Source organism: Streptomyces sp. NBC_00104 (assembly GCF_045160825.1).
In the GTDB taxonomy this organism is placed as follows: domain Bacteria; phylum Actinomycetota; class Actinomycetes; order Streptomycetales; family Streptomycetaceae; genus Streptomyces.
In genome coordinates this window covers 10252399-10267113 of sequence record NZ_CP108215.1, presented here as the reverse complement: position 1 = coordinate 10267113, position 14715 = coordinate 10252399, and the positions used below count along the sequence as shown (strand labels likewise).

At 71.5% G+C, this 14715-nt stretch carries 12 protein-coding genes; 7 read left to right on the top strand and 5 right to left on the bottom strand.

Annotation, left to right across the window (positions count from 1 at the left end):
* Positions 1–59: 59 nt before the first annotated feature.
* From OG272_RS44875 to OG272_RS44860, 4 genes are all read left to right on the top strand, one after another.
* Positions 60–533, top strand: coding sequence for a pyridoxamine 5'-phosphate oxidase family protein (locus tag OG272_RS44875; RefSeq protein ID WP_327726381.1), 474 nt, complete (start codon positions 60–62; stop codon positions 531–533).
* Positions 534–654: 121 nt separating this feature from the next.
* Positions 655–1131: a DUF1801 domain-containing protein gene (locus OG272_RS44870; protein WP_326573905.1), complete on the top strand. Its 477-nt coding sequence runs from the start codon at positions 655–657 to the stop codon at positions 1129–1131.
* Positions 1132–1309: 178 nt separating this feature from the next.
* Positions 1310–3304, top strand: a complete 1995-nt coding sequence (locus tag OG272_RS44865; RefSeq protein ID WP_405895899.1) for a GDSL-type esterase/lipase family protein — start codon at positions 1310–1312, stop codon at positions 3302–3304.
* A gap of 144 nt (positions 3305–3448) precedes the next feature.
* The gene (locus OG272_RS44860; RefSeq protein WP_327726383.1) at positions 3449–3790 is read left to right on the top strand and encodes a VOC family protein; all 342 of its coding nucleotides are present in this window, start codon (positions 3449–3451) and stop codon (positions 3788–3790) included.
* A gap of 124 nt (positions 3791–3914) precedes the next feature.
* On the opposite strand, the gene OG272_RS44855 is transcribed toward OG272_RS44860, so the two are convergent.
* A complete protein-coding gene (locus OG272_RS44855; RefSeq protein WP_327726384.1) occupies positions 3915–5402 on the bottom strand; it encodes a long-chain fatty acid--CoA ligase in 1488 nt (495 codons plus the stop codon).
* A gap of 150 nt (positions 5403–5552) precedes the next feature.
* Between OG272_RS44855 and OG272_RS44850 the strand changes: the two genes are divergently transcribed.
* From OG272_RS44850 to OG272_RS44840, 3 genes are all read left to right on the top strand, one after another.
* The gene (locus OG272_RS44850) at positions 5553–6752 is read left to right on the top strand and encodes a PucR family transcriptional regulator (RefSeq protein WP_405895898.1); all 1200 of its coding nucleotides are present in this window, start codon (positions 5553–5555) and stop codon (positions 6750–6752) included.
* 366 nt (positions 6753–7118) lie between these two features.
* Positions 7119–9242 carry a SpoIIE family protein phosphatase gene (locus tag OG272_RS44845; protein WP_328224584.1) on the top strand — a complete coding sequence of 708 codons (2124 nt, stop codon included), beginning with the start codon at positions 7119–7121 and terminating at the stop codon, positions 9240–9242.
* Positions 9243–9407: 165 nt separating this feature from the next.
* Positions 9408–10790, top strand: coding sequence for an MFS transporter (locus tag OG272_RS44840; protein ID WP_327726386.1), 1383 nt, complete (start codon positions 9408–9410; stop codon positions 10788–10790).
* 141 nt (positions 10791–10931) lie between these two features.
* Here the strand turns inward: OG272_RS44840 and OG272_RS44835 are convergent, their stop codons facing one another.
* From OG272_RS44835 to OG272_RS44820, 4 genes are read right to left on the bottom strand one after another with little or no spacing between them, the layout of a single operon-like run.
* Positions 10932–11450, bottom strand: coding sequence for a GNAT family N-acetyltransferase (locus OG272_RS44835; protein WP_327726387.1), 519 nt, complete (start codon positions 11448–11450; stop codon positions 10932–10934).
* A 14-nt stretch (positions 11451–11464) separates the two neighbouring features.
* A complete protein-coding gene (locus tag OG272_RS44830; protein WP_327726388.1) occupies positions 11465–12106 on the bottom strand; it encodes a TetR/AcrR family transcriptional regulator in 642 nt (213 codons plus the stop codon).
* Positions 12099–13034, bottom strand: coding sequence for a fatty acid desaturase (locus tag OG272_RS44825; RefSeq protein WP_405895897.1), 936 nt, complete (start codon positions 13032–13034; stop codon positions 12099–12101). The genes OG272_RS44830 and OG272_RS44825 overlap by 8 nt, the downstream gene beginning before the upstream one ends.
* Positions 13031–14599, bottom strand: coding sequence for an NAD(P)/FAD-dependent oxidoreductase (locus OG272_RS44820; RefSeq protein ID WP_327726390.1), 1569 nt, complete (start codon positions 14597–14599; stop codon positions 13031–13033). The genes OG272_RS44825 and OG272_RS44820 overlap by 4 nt, the downstream gene beginning before the upstream one ends.
* Between the last annotated feature and the right edge of the window lie 116 nt (positions 14600–14715).

The following is a 14715-nucleotide window of genomic DNA, read 5'->3' as shown; positions in this document are numbered from 1 at the left end:
CGGGAACTCAGGAACCGAGGAACTCAGGAACCCAGGAGTTCAGGAACTTAGGAGTGACCATGACCGGTTCGTCCGACCGGACGAGTGACGGGCCGCGCCCCCGTGCGGTGCGTCGCCGTGACACCGAGCGCCGGCTCGCCCATGACGTCGATGTCTGGGTGGCCAGTGCCTCGGTGGACGGGGTGCCGTATCTGGTGCCGCTGTCCTTCGACTGGGACGGCGGAACGCTGTTGGTGGCCACGCCGGCCGACAGCCCGACCGGCCGGAACCTGGCCGCGACCCGGACCGCTCGGCTGGCGCTGGGCCTCACCCGCGACGTGTCCATGATCGAGGGCGAGGTGGAGGTCCTCGGCATCGACGCGTTGCCGCAGGACCGGGGTGACCGGTTCGCCGCGCGCACCGGCTTCGACCCGCGTGCGTCGGTCACGCCGTACCACTGGTTCCGTATCACCCCGCGCCGTGTCCAGGCCTGGTGCGAGGCCGACGAGTTGACGGGGCGTGAGCTGATGCGCGGCGGCCGCTGGCTCGGCTGACCATCGCGTCGGCGCGTCCCCGGAACGCACCGACGCGCCGCCGGAACGAAGTCGACGCGTCCCGGAACGAAGTCGGCGAAACGACATCGACGATCACACAGCGCGAGGAAGGAAACCTGACATGACGAACACGCGGAAGGCCACCCGGAGCAGCGGCACGGCCGAGAAGAAGTTCGACGGGTTCACGGCCGAGGAACGCGACGCGATGAAGGAGCACGCGCAGGAGTTGAAGACGTCCGCGCGTCGCGGCCCGCGCACGGCCAAGGCGGACGGGGAGAGCGACGTGCTCGCGAAGATCGCCGGGATGACGGACACGGACCGTGCCCTCGCCGAGCGGCTGCACGAGATCGTCCGGTCCGCCGCGCCGGACCTGTCGCCGAAGCTCTGGTACGGCATGCCCGCGTACGCCAGGAACGGCAAGGTCGTCTGCTTCTTCCAGAGCGCGCAGAAGTTCAGGACCAGGTACGCCACGCTCGGCTTCAGCGACCAGGCACGGCTGGACGACGGCACCCTGTGGCCCACGACCTACGCCCTGACGGAGCTGACCGCCGACACGGAGGCACGGCTCGTCGAGCTCATCGGGAAGGCGGCGGGCTGACACCGCGTCCGCGCCACGCGCGCGGCACGCCGCGCCGGGCCGGATCCGACCGGCCGCTTCCTTCACGGAAGCGGCCGACTTCCTCCCCCGCAGACCCCCTTGACCGCGATCCGCCTCACTGGTTCCGTGGGAAGGCTGCTCATGGGAGCGCTCCCACTTCCGGTGAGAAAGGATCCCCATGCAGACCTCCCCCCACAGGTCCGGCAGACGCGGCCCGGCGGCCGTCCTCACGGCCGTTCTCGTCGCCTGTCTGCTGTCGCTGGCCGGCATCACCAGGGCCCACGCCGCACCGGGTGACGGCTCGGTCTCCGACCCCAACATCGCCTACGTCGGCCGCTGGGACACCAGTTCGGGCACGACGGCCGTCGCCAACTGGACCGGCGCGTACGTACAGACGTCCTTCACCGGCACCACGGTGAAGGTGAAGGCCAGGGACGCGGTCAACTTCTACGTCAGTGTCGACGGCGGGCCCGACGTCTTCCACGCGGGCGTACGCGGCACCGTGAACCTCACCCCCCAGCCCCTGGCGTCGGGCACGCACACCCTGCGGATCACCTACCGGTCCGGGGACACGGCCTTCCAGGGCCTGGTCCTGGACTCCGGGGCCCGTACGGTCGCTCCGGGGGCGTCGGCCGGGCTGATCGAGTTCGTCGGCGACTCCATCACCGCCGGTGCCCTCACCGACCGGCTGGCGCTCGACTCGTACGCCTGGAGGACCGGCGAGCGGCTGGGCATGCGGCACACGCAGATCGCCCGCTCCGGCTACTGCCTCGTCGCGCAGTCGGGCTGCACCGGTCTGAGCGGTCAGTTCTTCAAGTCGGCCAGTACGGGCACCACGGACTGGGACTTCGCCCGCTACCGCGCGAGCGCGGTCGTCATCAACCTCGGTACCAACGACATCGGACACGGGGTGTCCGGTGCCGCGTTCCAGTCGGCGTACACCGCCTTCCTGCGGGACGTCCGCGCCAAGTACCCGGACGCGGCCCTCTTCGCGGTGCAGACACTCAAGAAGCGGTACGTCACCGAGACCAGGGCCGCTGTCACAGCCCGCAACAACGCCGGTGACGCCAGGGTCCGTTACGTCGACACGACCGGCTGGCTCACCGACGGCACCGACTACGAGGACGGCAACGGGCATCCCAACGAGGCCGGCCACACCAAGTTCGCGGGCCGTCTGGCCCCTGTCGTCGGCGCCGCCCTGAACGGCACGGCGTCCGCCTCCGTGAAGGCGGCCGCTCCCGGTCAGCCCGGCGACCCGAACATCAAGTTCGTCGGACGCTGGGACACCACGACCTCCGCCACGGCCTACACGCCGTACTGGGCCGGTGCCTACTACCGTGTCGGCTTCACCGGGCGGACCGTCCAGCTGAAGCAGCGCGGCACGATCGACTTCTGGGCCCGGATCGACGACGGACCGGTGAAGTTCTACGACGACGTGAAGGGGACGGTGAACCTGACCCCGTCCGCGCTGTCGGCCGGCCGCCACACCCTTCAGGTCAACTACCAGGTGGTGGCGGGTTCCTACCGGGGTGACGCCGTCTTCCAGGGGCTGGTCCTGGACAGCGGGGCGACGACCTTCGCCCCGTCCGCGCCGACCAAGCTGGTCGAGTTCGTGGGCGACTCGATCACCGTGGGCACGACGACCTCGCAGAACGCCCGTACCGCGTACGGCTGGCTGATCGGGGAACGGCTCGGCACCGAGCACACGCAGATCGCCCAGGGCGGCGCCTGCCTCGTGGCCGCGGCGGACGGATGTGTGGGCCTGGAGCGGCAGTACACCAGGCTCAACCCCAACGCGGCGACACCCGACTGGGACCCCGCCCGCTACCGGGCCGACGCCGTCGTCATCAACCTGGGCACCAACGACGTGGGACACGGGGTGAGTTCGGCGCAGTTCCAGGCCGCTTACACCAGTCTGCTGCGCAAGGTCCGCGCCGCCCATCCGCAGGCCTGGATCTTCGCGTTGGAGACCTTCCGTGGACGCTTCGTCCCGCAGACCGAGGCGGCCGTGCAGGGGGCGATCTCGGGCGGGGACTCCCGGGTGTCCTTCGTCGACACCACGGGCTGGCTGGGCTCCGGCGACCTCACCGACTCCGTCCACCCCAACGACCAGGGACACCGCGCCATCACCGACCGCCTCGCCCCGGTCATCGCCGCCAGGATCGGCGCCTGACGCACCCCGCGCGACCGCACGGCACGCACCCCGCCCGCACCCGCCGCTCCCCCGGTCGAGGTGCGGACGGTGTGCGACCCCACGTCCACCCGGAACGCGGCGTCGACGCATGAGGCGGGGCGTCGCCGGGCCTACCATGGCGTCATGGCGGTCGTCCTCTTCGCAGGCATTCCGGTGAACGACTACACAGCGGCGCTCTCCTGGTACGAGCGGCTGCTCGGCTCCCCGCCGACGTTCTTCCCGAACGACACGGAGGCGGTGTGGGAGCTGGCGGAGCACCGCTATGTGTACATCGAGCATCGGCCGGGGCGCGCCGGCCACGCCCTGCACACCGTCTTCGTCGACGACCTCGACACCCGTGTCGCCGGGATCACCGATCGAGGGCTGGAGCCCAGCAGCCGCGAGACCTACGCGAACGGCGTACGCAAGGTCACCTACCACGACCCCGACGGGAACGAGATCGGTCTCGGCGGCGGCCCGCTCTGACCTGTCCGGGGGCGCGAAGGTGCCGTACGGGGCTTCACTTCTTCTTGCCTTCTTGCCTTCTTGCCTTCTTCCCGATACCGGCGGAGCGGGTCACGAGACGGGCGGCCTGGCTCCGCCCCTCCTCTCATCCCGCCGGTGCGGTGATCTCCCGCTTGAGGATCTTGCCGCTGGGGCCGGTCGGCAGAGCGTCCACGATCCACACCTCGCGCGGGTACTTGTACGCGGCCACCCGGTCCTTCACGAACTCCCGCAGTTCGTCGGGGGTGGCGTGGGCGGTCGGCCGGAGGACGACCGCCGCCGCGATCTCCTCGCCCAGGTGGGTGTGCGGCACGCCGACCACGGCGGCCAGGGCGACGGCCGGGTGCTCGTGGAGGGTCTCCTCGATCTCGCGCGGGTAGACGTTGTAGCCACCGCGGATGATCATGTCCTTCTTGCGGTCGACGATGTACAGATAGCCGTCCTCGTCCTGCCGCGCGAGGTCACCGCTGCGCAGCCAGCCGTCCGGGATCGCGGCCGCCGTCTCCTCGGGGCGGTTCCAGTACCCCTTCATCACGTTCGGCCCCCGTACGGCCAGTTCGCCGACCTCGCCGGGCGCGACGTCCTGGCCCTTGTCGTCCAGCAGCCGCACCTCCACGTCCTGGATCGGGGTGCCGATGGAGCCGGCCTTGCGAGGCCGGTCGGGATGGTTGAACGTGACCACCGGGCTGGTCTCGGACATGCCGAAGCCCTCCAGCACCGCACAGCCGAAGCGCCGCTCGAAGCCGTGCAGGATCTCCACCGGCAGCGAGGCTCCGCCGGAGACGCACATCCGCAGCGTCGACACGTCCGCCTCCGACGGGTGCTGCAGCAGCGCCGCGTACATCGTCGGAACGCCCTCGAAGACCGTGGCCCGGTCGCGGGCGATGGCATCAAGCACCGCCTGCGGCTCGAAGCGGGGGATCAGGGTGAGCGAGGCGCCCGCGCGCACGGCCACGCTCATGGTGCAGATCTGGCCGAAGATGTGGAACAGCGGCAGACAGCCGACCACCACGTCCTGTGGTGTCATCCGCTGGACATGGACCGTGTTGACCTCGGTGTTGTGCCGCAGTCCGCCGTGGGTGAGCGTGGCGCCCTTGGGGCGGCCGGTGGTGCCGGAGGTGTACAGGAGCACGGCCACGTCGTCGTCCGGCGTCGTTGCCACACCGGGCAGCGGTTCGTGTCCGGCCAGCAGGTCCGCGAAGGCCGCCGGTTCGACGGCCACATGCCGCACACCGGCGGCGGCCGCACCCTGCGCGCCCTCACCGGGCGCCTGGTGCCATTCGAAGAGCAGCACCGCCCCGGAGTCGCTCAGGTGGTACTCGGTCTCCCGTGTCTTGAGCAGCGGGTTCACGGGGACGACGACGCCTCCGGCGCGCAGCACGCCGTAGTACAGGACGACGAACTCGGGAACGTTGGGCAGCATCAGGGCGACCCGGTCCCCCGGCCCGACGCCCTCGGCCCGCAGCAGCGCGGCGGCGCGGGCACTGCGCTCGTCCAGTTCCGCGTAGCCGATGGTCCGGTCTCCCAGGCGGAGCGCGGGGCGCCCCGGCTGCCGCTGTGCCGTCTCCACCAGGTACTCCGCCAGATTGGCCATGACCCACCTCCACGAAAGTCGCCGTCGAAATCCGCTGTTCACTTCGACGACATCGTGCTGCCGTACACGGCGACGGCCTATGGACCGCACGACAGCAGCTCCCCCCTGGGGTTGTTCCGGGGAACAAAAAGAGAGCATTAAGCTGCGGTGATGGACATCTCGGGTGTGGCAGCGGCACTCCATTCCAGACTCCCGGAGCTGGGTGAGCGGATCGCACGGCGCATCCGCTCGGACGTCGACGCCTACGCGGACGAGTCACTGATCCCCTTCGACTCGCTGCGCCGCTCGTGCACCGCCAACGCGGACCTGATCCTGAACCACCTCCGTGAGGGTGCCACCCCCGACGCGAGCCCGGCTCGCGAGACGGGACGTGTCCGAGCCGAGCAGGGCGTGCCGCTGGCGGACACCCTGCACGCGTACCGGGTCGGGTTCGAACTCCTGTGGACGGAGATCCTGGTGGAGGCACGCACCCATCCCGAGGTCTCCGACGACCGGTTGGTGTCGAAGTCGGCGGAGATCTGGGCGCTGTTCGGCCTGTACGCGGAGGCGGTCGCGGCGGCCTACCGGGAGACGGCCGCCGAGTTGACCTCGCGGGGGCAGGCCCGGCGCTCGGCGCTGGTGGAGGCGCTGTTCACCGGTGTCATCGCGGACCGGACCACGCTGTGGGAGGCCGCCCGCGAGCTGGGCCTGCCCGAGCGCGGGCCCTACGCGGTCGCCGCGGCGGCGGCCGGCGCTCCCGGCGAGGAGCCGCTGGCGGGGGTCGAGGCCGGGCTGCGCCAAGCCCAACTTCCGTCGGCATGGCGGCTGTTGCCCGACCAGCAGATCGGTCTGATCGCCCTGCCCACGGCTGCGGCGGAGGGCACGTGCCTGGGTGTCCTGCGTGGCACCCGGGCCCGTGTGGGGGTCAGTCCGTGCTTCGACTCGTTGCGGGACACCCCGCAGGCGCTGCGCTTCGCCCGGCTGGCTCTGGCCGGGCTGCGGGGCACCGGTCCGGGTGTGGCGCGGTTCGACGACGACCCGTTGGCCATGGTGGTCGCCGCCGCTCCGGCCGAGGCGGCGCACCTGGTGGGGGTCGTCCTCCGGCCCGTGGTCGACCTCCCGGTGGTGGAACGTGCTCGCCTGCTGCAGACCCTGGAACACTGGTTCGCCGCCGCGGGCTCGGCCACCGACGCGGCCCGGAGCCTCTTCGTCCACCCCAACACCGTCCGCTACCGGCTGCGCCGCATCGAGGAGCTGACGAACCGGTCCCTCTCCGATCCGCGAGCGGTGGCACACATCGGCGCGGCTCTCCTGGCGGTACGAGATCCGGGTGCCGGGCCCGACGAGCAGCCCCCCGCCGGACCGAGCTGACGGCCGGACCGGGCGGCCACCGCACTCCGGCCAACGGATGATGAAGTGAGGACGCGGCTGTCGAACGCCGACGTACGGCTGTCGAAGGGAACCGGCGGGCATCGAACGCCGCCCTACAGGCATCGGGGGGTGGTGGGACACCGCCGTACGGCACGGCGTGGCGGCGGGACACCGCCGTGCCGGGCACCGCACGGCGCCGAGCCCCGGTGAGTGGCGAGCCCCGGTGGGCGGCGAGCCCCGGTGGGCGGCCTCACCGGCATGCTGCCGCGGCGCGGCAGGCGTATGGTCCGCATATGGGTGAGGTGCGGTGGCCGCCTGTTCGCTCCGCCGGACCGGTCCGGGGCAGGTGAGGGTGTGCATGAGGGCGTGCCCGGCCCTGGCGCCGTCGGTCCGGAGGCGCTGGAGTCCGTTCTGATCGAGGTGGCCCGGGAGAGCGCCACGTCGGTGACGGCGGTGTATCTGCTGGCGCCGGACGAGCCGGTGCTGCAGTTGGCGGTGCTGGGCGGGGTCCCCTGGGAGATCTCCATGCCCTGGGCGCGGGTGGCGCTCAAGGCCTCGTCCCCGGTGTCCGACGCGGTGCGGGGGCGCCGGCTGGTGTGGGTGAGCGGCCAGGAGGAGATGGCGCGCCGCTACCCACGGCTGGCGCTGGTCGCGCCGTACCGCTTCACGATGGCCGCCGCCCCCATCAGCACGGACTCGGACACCTGGGGCGGGCTGGTGCTCCAGTGGCCCGCGTCGCACCCCGCGCAGCCGAGCCCCCGGGAGCGGGAGGAGATCGCCGACGCCTGTCACCGTCTGGGACTGATCCTGCGGAAGGCGGCCGACGACGGCCACCCGGTACGACCCGCCGCCGAGCCGGTGATGCTGCCTCCGCTGCGGAGCCGGACGGCGGGACCGGCCGAGGCACAGGCCGCGGTCGACTTCGCCGAGCGCATCCCCGGCGGCTGCTGCTCGCTCGACGTGGACGGACGGATCGCCTTCGTCAGCACCAAGGCCGCCGAACTGCTCGGCGTCGACATCCCCGACCTGCTCGGCGCCAAGCCGTGGGATGCCCTGCGCTGGCTGGACGACCCGACCGCCGAGGACAGCTACCGGGCGGCCATGCTCAGCCGCGAACCGGTGTCCTTCATCGCCCTGCGCCCGCCGGACCGGTGGCTGTCCTTCAGTCTCGTGCCGGACGCCTCCGGCATCAGCGTCCGCATCTCGCCCACCCACTCGCCCCACGCCCACGCTCCGGTCACGGCTCCTCCCGGGCCTCGTCCGTACTCCGCCGCCGCGACGGGGCGAGCCAACACCCTCTACCACCTGATGCACCTGGCCGCCACGCTCACCGAGGCCGTCGGCGTACGCGACGTGGTCGACCAGGTCGCCGAGCAGGTCCTGTCGGCGTTCGGCGCCGCGGCCCTGGCCCTGATGACGGCGGAGGAGGGCCGGCTGCGGGTCATCGGCTACCGCGGCTACACCGCCGAGGTGATGGAACGTTTCGACGCCACCCCGCTCACTTCGGACACTCCCGCCGTACGCGCCCTCGCCACGGGCGTTCCCACGTTCTTCGCCACCTCCGCCGAGCTCAAGCTCGCCTATCCCCCGGCCGCGCTCCCGGACACCAGGGCCGCCTGGGCCTTCCTCCCCCTGATCACCTCGGGGCGTCCGGTCGGGTCCCTCGTCCTGGCCTACGACCAGCCCCACCCCTTCACCCCGGAGGAGCGTGCCATCCTCACCTCCACCGCCGGGCTGATCACCCAGGCCCTGGACCGGGCCCGGCTGTACGACACCAAGCACCAGCTCGCCCACAACCTCCAGGAAGGGCTGCTGCCCCACACCCTGCCCCACGTCGCCGGGCTGGACGTGGCCGCCCGCTACCTCCCGGCCACCCGTGGCATGGACATCGGCGGCGACTTCTACGACCTGATCCGCCTCGGCCCCACCACGGCCGCCGCGGCCATCGGCGACGTGCAGGGCCACAACGTCAACGCCGCCGCCCTCATGGGGCAGGTCCGCACCGCCGTCCACGCCACCGCCGGGGCGGCCCCCGACGAAGTCCTCGCCCGCACCAACCGGCTCCTCACCGACCTCGACCCCGACCTGTTCACCAGCTGTCTCTACGTCCACCTCGACCTCGGCGCGCACACCGCCTGCCTGGCGACGGCCGGACACCCGCCCCCGCTGCTGCGCCACCCCGACGGCACCACCGAGCCCCTCCGCCTGCCGCCGGGGCTCCTCCTCGGCATCGACCCCGACGCCGGCTACGCGTCCACCGAGATCCCGCTGCCCCCCGGGTCCGTCCTGGCCCTCTACACGGACGGACTCGTCGAAGCCCCCGGCATCGACATCGACGACGCGGTCGGCGACCTCGCCCGCGCACTCGCCCGCGCCGATCCGGCCGGCCCCCGCGCCATGAACGCCGTCGCCGACACGCTCGTCCAGCACGCCCGCCGCTCCGCGCCCCGCAGTGACGACATCGCGCTGCTCCTCATCCACCCGGCGTGAGAGATCGCCTCGTCCGTCCGCGGAACCGCCTCACCCTCCCTATCGTTCACATATGTGATCACGGAACCGACCCATTGACCCGGAGGCGAGCCCTCCGTAAGGTTCCCGCCATTCCTACGTACGTGATGACAGTTCACGCATGTGAACAGTCAGAGGGAGACAACGATGTCAGAAGTCGTGAAACCCGATGCCGAGCGCCGTGCCGTCAGCAAGTTCCTGCGCCGCATGCTGCCGATCCTCGTCCTGATGCTGCTGATCAACCAGATGGACCGGACGAACGTCGGCTTCGTACAGGACGAGCTGCGGGCCGACGTCGGGGTGAGCGCCACCGCGTACGGACTCGGCGCGGGCCTGTTCTTCATCGGGTACGCCCTCTTCGAGGTGCCGAGCAACATGCTCCTGGAGCGGTTCGGCGCCCGGGTCTGGCTGACCCGCATCATGATCACCTGGGGACTGGTGATCGTGGCGATGTGCTTCATCCACAACGTATGGATGTTCTACGGGCTGCGCTTCCTGCTCGGTGTCGCGGAGGCGGGCTTCTTCCCCGGCGTCCTCCTCTACTTCACCCAGTGGCTGCCGGACTCCAGCCGGGGCCGGGCGAGCGCGATCTTCCTGGGCGGCTCGGCCACCGCGTACATCGTGACCGGGCCGATCACGGGCGCGCTGCTGGAGCTGCACGGGGTCGGCGGATTCGCCGGGTGGCGCTGGATGTTCGCGCTCGAAGGGCTGCTGTCGATCGTCGTCGGCTTCGTCGCCGGGTTCTTCCTCGTCTCCCGTATCAAGGACGCCTCCTGGCTCACGGCGGAGGAGAAGGACGCGCTGGGCGCGGCGGTCGCACGGGACGAGGAGGCGCGCAGCCGGGCCCCGCGGGTGTCGCGGCTGAAGCTGTTGATCCACCCTCAGGTGGCGCTGCTGACCACGGTGTTCTTCGCGATGGCCCTCACCGGGTACGCGATCACCTTCTGGCTGCCCAGTCTGGTCGAGGAGATCGGCGGGCTGTCGCCGTTCCAGGTCGGTCTGTTGTCGGCCGTCCCGTGGATCTGCGCGGTGATCGCCATGTACTCGATGAGCCGGTTCACCGACCGCGCCCCCGACCGCCGCCCCTATCTGGCCGCCGCCCTGGTCCTGTCCGCCACGGGCACCTTCCTGGCCACGCTGGGCTCCCCCTGGTTCGGCCTGGCGGCCATCACACTGGCCGCGGTCGGCGGGAAGTGCGCGGCCACCCTGTTCTGGCCGATGGCGCAGTCGGGGCTCGACCTGAAGATCGCCGCGCCCGGCCTCGCGGTCGTCAACTCCATCGGAAACCTGGGCGGTTTCGTCTCCCCCACCCTCTTCGGCTACCTCAAGGACACGACCGGCACGACGAACGGGGGCCTGTACACGCTGTCCGCGGCGTCCCTGCTCGCGGTGCTCGGGGTGGCGCTGATCCGCAGGAGCGGCGGTGGCACGGGGTCGGATTCGGGGACGGGTTCGGGTTCGGGGACGGGTTCGGGTTCGGGCGAACCCGCCCGTGCGCAGGGCAGGTTGGCGACGGGTGACGCCCGGTAGAAGCAGGCGACGGTCCTCGTCCGGTACGAGCGGTGGCTGGTTCGCATGGCTGAGGGACCGGACGACCGCGCCCTCGAACTCACCTCGCTTCGGCTCCGTACCGCTCGCGGAGGCGCGGGCCGAGGGTCCGGGGCGGGGCCGTCACAGGGACGTGGCGTGGATCTGGACGGGAAGGCCCGAGCGGGAGGTGGCTTCGCGTTCGAAGGGGAGGCCGATCTTCTCCGCTACGCGCTGGGACGGATGGTTGTCGGGGCGGATGAGGGCGACGAGTCGCTTCGCCTGGAGGACGTCGCGGGCGTGGTCGCGGCAGGCCGCCGCGGCCTCGGTGGCGTAGCCGTTCCCCTGGAGGTCGGCCCGGACGTGGTAGCCGACCTCCAACTCGGTGACTCCTTCGATCTCCTGGGGTGTCAGGCCGCAGTCGCCGACGAACTCCCCGGTGGCGCGGAGGGTGACCAGCCAGAGCCCGTACCCCTCCTCCCGATACAGACCCTGGTTCCAGTCGATCCAGGCCAGGGCCTCCTCCCGGGTCCGGGGGCGGGGATAGTGGCGCATCACGCCCGGGTCGCCGAGCAGCGCGGCCATGTCGTCGAGGTCGTCCCGCGTCATCCGGCGGAAGGCGAGCCTCGGGGTGGGCGGCGGGGGCCGGTGGTGGCGGTTCACGGGTTCTCCTTCGCTCATCTCACCCGGCGGGCCCGTCGCTTCAGACGGGGTACGCGGTCGAAGATCGCGGCGAGTCGTGCGCCCTGGTCGAAGAGGGTGGCCGGGCGGGAGCGGTCGCCGTCGAGGTGGGTGAGGGTTTCCATGCCGAGGTAGAAGGCCACCGCCGCGCCGGCGAGTACGCGTACCCGGACGACGGACGCCAGGGGTTTGCCGCGCAGGAGGACCGTGAGCTGTTCCTCGGCCAGCTCCTCCCACTTCCGGGTTTCGAGGGCCAGTTGGGCGGCCAGCCGCGTTCCGGGCCGCGCCCCGGCGTACAGCTCCTGGACGGCGGCGATGTGCCCTGTCCCGGTGTCCTCGTCGTACAGTTCGCGCAGCCGCGCGATCGCGGGCACGGCGCGGTCGATGCCGGACAGTTCGGCTCGGTACCGGGCGATGCGGGCTCCGCTGGTCCGTTCCAGCGCCGCCACCAGCAGATCGTCCAGGTCCGCGAAGTGGTAGTAGATCACTCCGGGCGCGAAGCCACCGGCCTGGGCTATCGCCCGCGCGGTGGTCCCGCCGTAGCCGTTGCGGACCAGGCAGACGAGGGCGGCTTCCAGGACGCGGTCACGGGTGCCACGAGGGCTGCGGCCGTCACCGGCGTCACGTGTGTCAGACAACGCGCACCGGCCGTACACCATGGGCGGCGAAGTGGCCTTCGAGCCTGCGTGACAGCTCCGGGAGGTGGTGGCTGGGCACCCGCGGGTAGAGGTGGTGCTCCAGGTGGTACGTGAGCTCCAGGAAGACGGCGGGGATGATCCTCCCGCGCAGGGTGCGGGTCTGCGTCAACGGGGTGTCTCCGTAGTCGTGGTGCGGCAGATACACCGTCAGGAGGGGATACACCCAACTCCCGACGATCGCCATCACCGTATAGACCAACAGCCCCGGCGTGTACGGCAGGAGCAGCACTCCCCCGGCGAGCGCGGCGACCGGGGCCACCGCCTCCGCCACCAGCCAGCGACGGTCCCGGCCGCGCCGGTAGGACCAGAACCACAGGCGTACGAGGAAGACGGGGCCGTAGCAGACCGCGCCCAGGAGGGACAGTTCGGCGGGGTGGCCCTCCGGGTCGTCGGGGTGCGGGAAGAGGCGGTGGTGCTGGGTGTGCGTGGCGCGGTAGGCGTGCCCGCTCTCCAGCAGGACCAGTCCCGTCGCGAACAGCGCCCAGTCGGTGGCCCGGGGTGACAGGCCGATCGTGCGGTGCACCACGTCGTGGGTGACGGTCACGACCGCGACGAAGACCCCGAACACGATCACCGGGGTCAGCCACCACCAGCCGAGCCACACCGCGCCGGCGAACACCAGTACCCCGGCACCCGGGCGGACGAGCGCGACGATCCGCTGCCGGCGCGTGGTGACGAGCAGATCCTCACCGAGTTCGGCCAGGGTCGGGAGACCGGGGGCCGGGGGTCCCGTGGGTCCGGTGGGTCCGGTGGGTCCGGTGGGTCCGGTGGGTCCGGTGGGTCCGGTGGGTCCGGTGGGTCCGGTGGGTCCGGTGGGTTCTGGGGGTCCCGTGCGTTCTGGGGGTTCTGGGTTGTCGGATGCGGTCATCCGGCGCGTCCCCTCTCCTTCAGCAGTCCCTCGGCGACGATGCGGCTGCCCAGCACACAGGCGACCGTGCCGAGACCCGGCCAGGTCGAGTCCCCGACCAGCCACAGGCCGGGGCCGCCGAGGTCGTGCGGTACGGCGTGCTGGTTGGTGTTGGCCAGGCGCTGGCGTACGCCGCCGACCGCGCCCTCGGGACGGAAGCCGAACCGTTCGTAGCTGCGCGGTGTTCCGGTCCGGGCGAACACGGCGCGCTCCCCGAGACGGGGGTACGCCCTCCGTGCGCGGGCGAGGAGTTGTTCCCCGGTCTCCTTCTTGCGTTGCTCGTACGCCGCCGGGTCGAGGTCGCGCCAGTCGGCGAGGTCGGTATGGGTGGAGATCATCACGGCGCGGTGGCCGGGCGGTGCGCTGAGGATGTCTCCGGACGCGGACACGGAGACGAACATGTTGTTGCCGTCGCCCAGGGGGCGGTCGTAGGACTGCAGAAGTTGATGGTGAGTCAACTCCTGTCCGGTGACCTCGGATTCGGGGACGCCGAGGAAGACGACGGCCGCGCCACCGAGGGCATCGGCGTCGCGTTCCAGATATCTCCGGAGTCTGGCGGCCACGGGGAGCGCCGCGCAGATCGTCGCCGTGGTGGCGGCGGGGACCGCGCAGACGATCCGGCGGGCACGGAAGTCTCCTTGGCGGGTCGTCAACTGGTAGGCGCCGGGCCACCCTTGGACCTGTGTGACGCGGCAGGCGGTCCGGAGTGTGCCGCCCAGCTCTCTGTAGCGTCCGACCAGCACGCGCCAGAAGCCGTGCATGCCGCCGTTGTGTCTGCTCAGGCCCGCGCCCCGGATGGTCACCCCGAGCGCCGCGTTGATGAGGGGCGCGTCGTCGACACCCGTGTGGACGGTGTCCTCGACCAGCATGGCGAGCAGCCCGACCAGTGCGGCGTCCGTGCGCAGACCGTGCTCGCGCAGCGCGTCGCCCAGGGTCCGGTTCAGGTGGCGGGCGTACGGGAGTCCGGACCATCCGACCGCCCGCAGGTCGTGGAGGGCGTCGGCGGGGCCGCGGATCGGCAGCCGTACGCCCGCCCGGCTGGCGCGCCAGAAGGTGTGCGCGAGTCGGTCGAGCAGGTCCCAGAACGCGCGATGCCGCTCGCTGTCGCCGAGCGTGCGCAGCCGCTCCGCGTGCCAGGCGGCCTGGTCGCGATGGAGTGTGATCCGACGGTCCGGCAGATGAGCCTGATAGCCGGGGAGTTCCTGCGCGTCCAGTGGTGGGATCCCGACACTGTCCAGGAGTTCACCGCCGACTCCTCCGGGGCCGAAGTCGACCAGGGTGGTCGCGCCGACGTCGAAGGAGAAGCCGCGCTTGCGGTAGTAGCCCGCGCAGCCGCCCGCGTGGCCGTGCGCCTCCAGCACGGTCGTGGACAGCCCCGCCGCCTGCAGGCGCAACGCCGTCGCCATCCCGGCCATTCCGCCGCCGATCACCGCCACATCGGCGCACGCGTCGGCACCACGGTCGGCACGCCCGTCACCACAACCAGCCTCGTTCCGGGCCGCGTTCTGAACGTTTGTTCTGAACATGCGTTCAGGGTGAGGGAGTTCATCCTCCGCGTCAATGGTTCGGGCATGTGCGAAGAGACTCTCGGGAACCGCTCCCGCCGGGATTGCGTACCTCTGTACGATCACCGGTCACGCAC

Coding starts and splice junctions, on each gene's coding strand:
- OG272_RS44875 (WP_327726381.1), top strand. CDS start 60: ATGACCGGTTCGTCCGACCGGACGAGTGACGGGCCGCGCCCCCGTGCG.
- OG272_RS44870 (WP_326573905.1), top strand. CDS start 655: ATGACGAACACGCGGAAGGCCACCCGGAGCAGCGGCACGGCCGAGAAG.
- OG272_RS44865 (WP_405895899.1), top strand. CDS start 1,310: ATGCAGACCTCCCCCCACAGGTCCGGCAGACGCGGCCCGGCGGCCGTC.
- OG272_RS44860 (WP_327726383.1), top strand. CDS start 3,449: ATGGCGGTCGTCCTCTTCGCAGGCATTCCGGTGAACGACTACACAGCG.
- OG272_RS44855 (WP_327726384.1), bottom strand. CDS start 5,402: ATGGCCAATCTGGCGGAGTACCTGGTGGAGACGGCACAGCGGCAGCCG.
- OG272_RS44850 (WP_405895898.1), top strand. CDS start 5,553: ATGGACATCTCGGGTGTGGCAGCGGCACTCCATTCCAGACTCCCGGAG.
- OG272_RS44840 (WP_327726386.1), top strand. CDS start 9,408: ATGTCAGAAGTCGTGAAACCCGATGCCGAGCGCCGTGCCGTCAGCAAG.
- OG272_RS44825 (WP_405895897.1), bottom strand. CDS start 13,034: ATGACCGCATCCGACAACCCAGAACCCCCAGAACGCACGGGACCCCCA.
- OG272_RS44820 (WP_327726390.1), bottom strand. CDS start 14,599: ATGTTCAGAACAAACGTTCAGAACGCGGCCCGGAACGAGGCTGGTTGT.